The 1,035-nt window shown below is 64.7% G+C and carries 1 protein-coding gene and 1 pseudogene; one reads left to right on the top strand and one right to left on the bottom strand.

The genetic code is table 11. The features are described 5' to 3' along the window. A pseudogene (locus ON19_RS43270) lies at positions 1-295 on the top strand (hypothetical protein); the annotation flags it as partial. Here the strand turns inward: ON19_RS43270 and ON19_RS11480 are convergent. Beyond that, on the bottom strand, positions 252-1,035 hold a 784-nt coding region (locus tag ON19_RS11480), incomplete at its 5' end, for a PucR family transcriptional regulator (RefSeq protein WP_043689995.1). The pseudogene ON19_RS43270 and the gene ON19_RS11480 sit on opposite strands and share 44 nt — an antisense overlap.

Raw genomic sequence — 1,035 nt, 5'->3', positions numbered from 1 at the left:
CGGTCTCCCGGGATTCGAACCACGCCTGCGCGCACTACTGAAACTTCTGGTGATTCAGGTGCTCGGCCCCGGCAATGAAGACGCCCACGACGTGATGGCGTTCGTTCTGATCAACGTCGGTTTCGCGGCGGCAGTCCGCGCCGCGCTACTCGACGCTGACACCCGCGAGCGCCAGGAAGTCATCCGAGCTCTGGATAGCCACGACGCACTATCAGGGGCGTGTCCAAATGGTCGGAATTCGCAATGGCGGTTCACACGGCGTCGACCTGGATATCGGGTCGGCTGCGCTTGCTGAATGTGCGGGCGATGAGCGCCGAACGTAGCTGCCACACACCCGACGTGGTGGTGGGGTCAAGTCCGGTGAGCTGGCTGATGCGCTTGAGTCGATAGTCGACGGTGTTGGTGTGGATGTGCAACGAGCGGGCGGTGCGTTGGCGATTGAGGTTGTTGCTGATATGGCTGCACAAGGTTTGGAGCAGTTCGGGGTGATCGTCGAGTGGGTCGAGCAGTGACCCGAGAGTTTCACGACCCGGACCCGGCCGGGTCAGCTGGTATTCCAGCGCCATATCGGCGAAACGGTACAGGGCGGGGGCACCTTGCAGCCGCCGCACCATATCGAGCAATTCGTGAGCGCGGTCGGCTGCACCCGGCACCCCGGCGACCGACGCTGTGACGACGGCCGCTGTCAGGGGTACGTGCGCGGCCGCCGACAGCTGGGCGAGCAGTTCGTCGAGGCGCTCGCCGCTCAGCGTCGCCGTCGGGATCAGGATTGTCCCACCGTCCACACTCAGCGGCGCGAGTGCGTTCTCGCCGCAGCGGGTAGCGAGTTCGGCTTGCAGGCGGCGCAGTTTGCGGCGGGCGACGACCTTGCCGTCGAGCATTGGATGCTGCTCGTCGGGGTGTTTCGGAATATGCACTGCCAGAACCGAATACTCGTCGGCGATGCCTATTCCGTGTTCGCGGGCCGTTGTTGCGGTGGTGTGTCCCCCCAGCAGCGCGGAGGTCAGAGTGTGGACGGCGGTGTGGTGCTCACTG

This window comes from Nocardia abscessus NBRC 100374, assembly GCF_000308455.1.
GTDB lineage: Bacteria > Actinomycetota > Actinomycetes > Mycobacteriales > Mycobacteriaceae > Nocardia > Nocardia abscessus.
Note: the sequence above shows the minus strand (reverse complement) of the source record. Positions and strands in the feature narration are given on the sequence as shown.